The sequence below is a fragment of the Peribacillus sp. P4_C12 genome (genome assembly GCF_056402095.1).
Window position 1 is genome coordinate 1 of record NZ_JBFUIB010000196.1, and the last position, 6545, is coordinate 6545.

At 34.5% G+C, this 6545-nt stretch carries 10 protein-coding genes; 3 read left to right on the forward strand and 7 right to left on the reverse strand.

The features are described 5' to 3' along the window. The 6 genes from AC1DUW_RS18470 to AC1DUW_RS18495 form a co-directional block, all read right to left on the reverse strand. On the reverse strand, positions 1–170 hold a 170-nt coding region (locus tag AC1DUW_RS18470), incomplete at its 3' end, for an SOS response-associated peptidase family protein (protein ID WP_477643154.1). A gap of 61 nt (positions 171–231) precedes the next feature. Then, positions 232–387, reverse strand: coding sequence for a hypothetical protein (locus AC1DUW_RS18475; RefSeq protein ID WP_157443964.1), 156 nt, complete (start codon positions 385–387; stop codon positions 232–234). Positions 388–811: 424 nt separating this feature from the next. Then, entirely contained in the window at positions 812–1567 is a 756-nt protein-coding gene (locus tag AC1DUW_RS18480) for an amino acid ABC transporter ATP-binding protein (protein WP_053345831.1), read from the reverse strand. Between the two features lie 22 nt (positions 1568–1589). Continuing rightward, positions 1590–2303: an amino acid ABC transporter permease gene (locus AC1DUW_RS18485; RefSeq protein WP_236694902.1), complete on the reverse strand. Its 714-nt coding sequence runs from the start codon at positions 2301–2303 to the stop codon at positions 1590–1592. Between the two features lie 11 nt (positions 2304–2314). Beyond that, positions 2315–3022, reverse strand: coding sequence for an amino acid ABC transporter permease (locus AC1DUW_RS18490; protein ID WP_053345830.1), 708 nt, complete (start codon positions 3020–3022; stop codon positions 2315–2317). 210 nt (positions 3023–3232) lie between these two features. Next, positions 3233–4108 (reverse strand): transporter substrate-binding domain-containing protein, encoded by an 876-nt coding sequence (locus AC1DUW_RS18495; RefSeq protein WP_477643153.1) that lies wholly within the window; start codon positions 4106–4108, stop codon positions 3233–3235. Positions 4109–4425: 317 nt separating this feature from the next. Between AC1DUW_RS18495 and AC1DUW_RS18500 the strand changes: the two genes are divergently transcribed. The 3 genes from AC1DUW_RS18500 to AC1DUW_RS18510 all read left to right on the forward strand — a co-directional run bounded on the left by AC1DUW_RS18500 (position 4426) and on the right by AC1DUW_RS18510 (position 6194). Further along, a complete protein-coding gene (locus AC1DUW_RS18500; RefSeq protein ID WP_053348053.1) occupies positions 4426–5607 on the forward strand; it encodes an acyl-CoA dehydrogenase family protein in 1182 nt (393 codons plus the stop codon). A gap of 135 nt (positions 5608–5742) precedes the next feature. Beyond that, positions 5743–5865, forward strand: coding sequence for a hypothetical protein (locus tag AC1DUW_RS18505; RefSeq protein ID WP_269083728.1), 123 nt, complete (start codon positions 5743–5745; stop codon positions 5863–5865). A gap of 44 nt (positions 5866–5909) precedes the next feature. Continuing rightward, the gene (locus tag AC1DUW_RS18510; RefSeq protein WP_269083757.1) at positions 5910–6194 is read left to right on the forward strand and encodes a phosphatase PAP2 family protein; all 285 of its coding nucleotides are present in this window, start codon (positions 5910–5912) and stop codon (positions 6192–6194) included. A 174-nt stretch (positions 6195–6368) separates the two neighbouring features. On the opposite strand, the gene AC1DUW_RS18515 is transcribed toward AC1DUW_RS18510, so the two are convergent. Continuing rightward, the coding region (locus tag AC1DUW_RS18515) for a stalk domain-containing protein (protein ID WP_477643155.1) at positions 6369–6545 on the reverse strand (177 nt) is incomplete at its 5' end.

The window sequence follows — 6545 nt, forward strand, 5'->3', positions numbered from 1 at the left end:
CAACGAAGATATCCAAGTCGATTCCTAGATCCGTCATTAATAACGGATAAAACAGAGTGAGAAGGTGCTATGTTGTAGCTAAATTGGTACTCGGCATTAAATGGCGCTTGAATATCAAACCTGTCAATTATTTCTTCAATGTCAGTGAAAAGGGTGAAACGCCCGCACATAATATCGCCTACTGTTTTAAGATTTATTATGATTGTAACAAATGGAGAGTTCAGTAACAAATTAGCGTTCTAAAATCCTAATGTCAGTAAAAGGTTGATTAAATAATTCGCTAGTAATCAATAGTGTGCCAAGGACTTCTCTTTCATCTTCAGCTTTAATAATTTCTGACAGAATTAATGTGCTGCCATTCTTAACTGTAACATTATATTCATTCAAAGTTTCACCCCCTGATAAGACTTGATAATTGTTATTATAAACCAAAAACTCACTTGTAAAAACTAAAGAGCACCGTCATCAATTAACTAAACGAAAGGAGAAAAGCATTGAAAACATACGTTCAATTATGCATTTTTTTTAATCTAGTGATCAAGTGAAGAGTTAATTTCATCTCGTAGGATTACTAGTTATTTACACGAAATCCCCAACCAGGTTCTCATAGTTAATTCGTTTTTTGTCTACTTCATATAGGCTGCACTAAAGCCCATAATTTCGATGGTTATTACTGAATGATTTATTATTTCAACACAAGTATGCGTTTGTTTTAATTACTTATATGTATAGAGTGATCGCTATTAATCTATAACTGGGGATCAGCTTCAAAAATTCACCCTTTTCTTATTAACTTAATTTCATTTAAAAATTAAATGTAAAAAATATAATCCTCCGGTAAGACCCTTTTTAAGAACTTTCTTGTTCTTTCTTCTTTTGGTTTCACAAAAATATCTTTAGGTGATCCTTCTTCTACTACTACACCAGCATCCATAAATATTACTCTGTTTGCTACATCCTTTGCAAAAGACATTTCATGCGTGACTACTAACATGGTTGTTCCTTCTTTTGCTATTTGCTTCATTACTGTTAAAACTTCACCGACTAGTTCAGGATCAAGTGCAGAAGTTGGTTCGTCAAATAGAATAATATCAGGATTTAAAGCAACTGCTCTCGCGATGCCAACCCTTTGTTGCTGACCACCTGATAGTTCAATAGGGTAAGCATTGTATTTTTCTGACAGACCTACTTTATCTAATGCTTTTTTACCAATCTCATTTGCTTCTGCTTTCGCAATCTTCCTTCCAATAACAAGACCTTCTGTCACATTTTCTAATGCCGTTTTATTATTAAACAGATTATAATTTTGAAATACAAAAGCTATCTTTTGCCTAATTCCATGAATCGCCTTTTTTGATGCTGTTTTAAGATTTACATCAATATCCCCAAAAATTGCATGTCCTTGATCTGCTTTTTCAAGAAAGTTAATGCATCGAAGTAATGTTGTCTTTCCTGAACCGCTTGGGCCCAGAATTACTACCACGTCACCCTTTTCTATTTTTAAATCTACACCTTTTAAAATCTCATTTTCTCCGAATGATTTATGGATATTTGTAATTTCTAACATCATGTCCACCTCCTGCTTCATTTCAAATACCTACTGCTCTATACCTACTTAAACGTTTTTCATACAGCTTAAATAAATACTCTACTAAACTACATAAAATCAGGTATACAAGAAAGATATCAATATAAGCCTCAACGTAATTGTAGCCTACATTGGCAGCTACCTTGGCTCTTAGAGTAATTTCTTGCAATGACAACGCATATCCTAGAGATGTTGCTTTAATTAGATTGACTGTTGCTGTACAAATATTTGGTAATGCTACAACTAATGTCTGTGGAATGATAATTCTTCTAAATGCTTGGACATTTGTTAATCCGACTGAATAAGCAGCTTCTAGTTGTCCCTTACTCACTGTGCTTATTGCTGAACGAAACACTTCTATTAGAATAGCTGTCGTATTCAATGAAAAAACAATGAATGCGTACCAAATCGGATTTACATCGTATACATTCATTTCGATGTTATACTTTTCAAATATCGAAGCTAGCAATAAGGGTACACTGCTATAAATAATAAAAATTTGAATTATGACAGGAGTTCCTCTTACAAAGGAAACATATATCTGTGCTACACGATCTAAAACCGGAAATTGATTTATTCTTGTTAAAGCAAGCAAAAATCCTAACGGAAGCGCAACAAGTAAAGCTACAATTGTAATGAATAACGCCGTGGGCACCCCTGATAATGCTACAAAAAAGGTTTCCACTAAAAATTTATAATCCAATCCTTCTGACACTCTGTCACCCCCTATGTAGTTGTTATCACTTGTTTTCCTTTACTAAATACCTTTTCTAATTTTAAGAATAGTTGTTCAATAGCAATTGATAATATCCAGTAAATAACAGCTAAAGCAAGATAAATTTCTAATGCATGAGTATTATAATTCCCAGCGATTATAAGCTCTGCTTTCCCCATGATATCTATCAATCCGATTGTATATGCTAGGGCCCCTTCTTTCATCAACTCAAGTAAGCTGTTACCGAAGTTTGGTAAAGCAACTACAAAAGCTTGCGGTAAAATAATTCTCCAGTACGCTTGTGTATTACTTAATCCTACACATACTGCAGCTTCAAATTGCCCTCTATCTATAGATTCATACGATGTTCTGATAACCTCAGACATGACAGCTGCAAATTGAAGCGAAAAGGTAATAACAACAAATACCGCTTTGTCAATGTCGTTTAGGTTTACGCCAAAATTATCTGCAATTGCTGGAATCCCATAATAAGTTAGAAATAGGAGAACAATAGATGGTGTACATCTTAATATTGTTGTATACCCATAGGCAATTTTCTTAGCAATTTTACTATTTCCTATTTTCATGGCTGCTAAGATGAAACCTAAGATTGTCCCGAATAGGACCGAGAGACCAGCAACCATTAATGTTACTTTTAGAAAAGGAATTAACATTGGTACTGACTCAACTATGTAACTTACATCAAAGTATTTTTCCATGTTTCACCTCCATCTTCTTTTTCCTATTGACAAGGTTCAATATTTAAAACGTAATCATTCTTCAATATTAGAGGTATATATACAAAAACTTGCCACTTCTTTACTTTTTAGGTTTGAGTTGAGGTTACTCACCAAAAACCTAAAATAAGAAAGTGACAAGTATAGCCTCAATGATTTACTTTTTTTAGGCTCTGTTAGATTAAAGTGTTGTTATCTTTTTACAGTTTCCAATACCTCAAACAAATCTCTGCCGTAAAATTCTGTACTTAACTGATTTGTCTTCTTTTCTTCTTTTAACTTTTTGATTGCTACATCATAAGCGTCTGCAAATTCTTGTTCTTTTTTGTTAAACAATGGCCAAGTTTTGATTACTGCGAATTCATTGTAAACGAGATCATTTTTTAAATTATGATATGGACCATCTTCTGCTACTTGCTTCTTAAAAGCTCCCTCAATTGCTATTCCACCGTCTACACGACCTTCGTTTACCCATTGAACTACATCAACTGTGAATGCATCTCCGGCTTTTAATTTTACTTTATTGTCCTTATTGGCCTGGTTATATTCATCAACAATTGTATATTGCGCGTTGTTTGCAGCAATTGGTGCTAAAGAAAAACCAGCTGAAGCAAAGTCTTTCAGATTTTTTATCTTTTCATTTTCTTTCTTTAACACAAGTCCTGCACTGCTTAACCCAAGGAATTCTTTAGGAAAAATAAACTTCTCTGTCCTTTCCTGTGTCCAGAAAGCATTTTTAACCCCTGCTTGATATTTACCTTGTTCAATGCCTACTAATAAGTCATCACTTGATGTCCCAATATATTCAAATTCGTATTCTGGAAGTAATTCATCAACCAATTTCATAACTTCTACATCGTAACCAGTTGGATTTCCCTTCTCATCTAACCAAGACATTGGTTTTGACGCTTGGTCATATGCTATTTTTACCTTTTTTACTTCTGTGTCGCTACTACCTTCATTTGTATTTGCTTCTTTTCCGGACGATGTACTTGAACCGCATCCTGTTAAAAGGGTTACTAATGCTAAACCGGTGACTACCACATTGAAAAACTTTTTACTTTTCATAAAAAATCTCCTTCTTTTGTTTATTTGTATAATGCTTATTACATACCTTTAACTATCCTCATATAGCAGATCCACCTGCTGCCCTTAAATACCAACTATTTTGGTAGGTTAAGTATGGTAACTGATAATTCAAATATTAAATTGATAATATTTTAAAGTCAATGTATTTTTTGGAAATCTCCAACTTATTATCTACTGGATATAAATTCCTTGACAACTTAAACCATCACAATTAACATTTAAACCAATAAGAATAATAGGGATTATTTTGTTAAACTACTAGGTAAACCTTTTAAATAGCAGGAGGGCAAAACGTGATTAACTTATTTATTAAAACAGAGAGTCAAAAAACGTGGTTACATAAGTTACATGAACTAGAATCAAAATTCAAAAATAATTCTGCTCAAATTGATGAATTAGCAACCTTTCCAACAGAACACATTCAAGATTTAATTAATATGGGATATACAAGTTCAACTCTTCCCAAAGCCTATGGTGGCGGAGGTTTAAAAATATATGACATGATACTCCTTCAAGAAACATTGGCTAGTTTTGATGCAACAACAGCACTTTCCATTGGCTGGAACCTTGGAGTGATAGGCGAACTTTTTGAAAAAAAGAGTTGGACAGATAAACAGATAAACTTTTTTGCTAATGAAGTTCTAAATGGTGCCTTAGTGAATCGTTCAGTTAGTGAAGCACAAACAGGAAGTCCAACCCGGGGAGGGCGTCCTGGAACAAAAGCTGTCAAAAAAGAGAATTCTTGGGTTATTTCAGGACGTAAAACTTTTACAACCATGTCCCCAGTATTAACTTATTTTCTAGTATCTGCATGGATTGAAGAAAAGCAAAAGGTTGGATTTTTTCTCCTACATAAAGATTTAGTAGGACTAACCATAGATGAAACATGGGACGTAATTTCAATGAGGGGAACTGGAAGCCATGATCTGGTTCTTAAAGAGGTAGAAGTAGATGATTCAAAACTAGTCGAACTTCCTGAAATACCAAGTGGCAGCCAATTGAATGCATGGATTCTTCATATTCCAGCTTGTTACCTTGGTATTGCGCAAGCTGCAAGAGATTACGCTATACAATTTGCTAATAATTATTCGCCAAATAGTCTAAATGGACCTATTAGCCAGCTGGCAAATGTCCAACAACTTCTAGGAGAAATTGATGTAGAATTATTGAAAGCAAGGCATTTCTTATATAGCGTTGCAGAGGCTTATGATGATGAATCACGAAGAGCTCATATCACCAATGAGCTTGGAGCTGCTAAACATATTGTTACAAACGCAGCAATTACAATTGTCGATAAAGCCATGCGAATAGTCGGTGCAAAAAGCCTTCATCGAAGCAATCCTCTTCAAAGGTACTATAGAGATGTAAGAGCAGGTTTACACAATCCTCCAATGGATGATGTAACAATAAAAAAATTAGCATTATCTGCAATTGAACAGGAGAAATCTAATTTTAGTTATCCTGCACCATCAAAATAATTTTTGGGGTAAAGAGCCTGTCCCCTTCATAAAGAATAATGTAGCTAAATCAGGTTTTTTAAATTGAATTTCAAACCGGATTTAGCTTAATTCGTCGTATAGTTAATCTTACTTATATTGAATGAGAGGGATTTTATGATCAAGCTGCTTCAACCTTCACTTGCGTTATTTCTAAGTCTGCTTTCGCTCGCGGGCTTTATTTTGATTGCTTACTTAGTAAGCAGTCAACAGATTCGTGCGTTACCTGAATCAAAATAATTCAAGTAAAGTATTTCTTGGCCCGGGATTAACCCTTTAGTTGAATCGACCGGTTACAGCTTTACAAGCGTTCATGCCATCAATGCGATTGCTTTGTATGGTTTTCTGGCTTTCTTAATATGGCAGTACTTATCAAAAAGATCAGCCGAACTATGTTAATTTTTATAAGTGCGATATTTATCCTAACAATCGGCTTTAGTCGAATTTATCTGGGTGCACACTACCCAAGTGATATCCTTGGCGGCTTTTTTACAGGTGGGTTTTGGCTTGGTAGTACAATCTGGATTTATCAGCGATATAAGATGAGCCTTGCACCGAATGCTTCATAGAAAAATGTCCAAGTCTTTTAGCCATCATTTCCCAAAAAATAATTCCCCTTATGCATATAGCACAAGGGGAATTATTAACATTCATTTAGGGTTAAGACTACTATCACTTTCAAACTCTTCGTTCTCTCAGGGTATTATTCAACTATTATGGAACTTAAAACTTAGAGTGAAAAATTAATTCGTAACACTACCATCATCGTCGGGATCTTCAATATCCGCCGGATCTTTTTCCAATAGTGCCTCTTTATCTTTTTCGTTCCATTTTGCTTTATATCCTAATGATTTCGCTACTTTTATCACAGGTAAGTACGATTTTTTATCTGGTCTAAATGTTTCTAAGTCCCCGGTTCC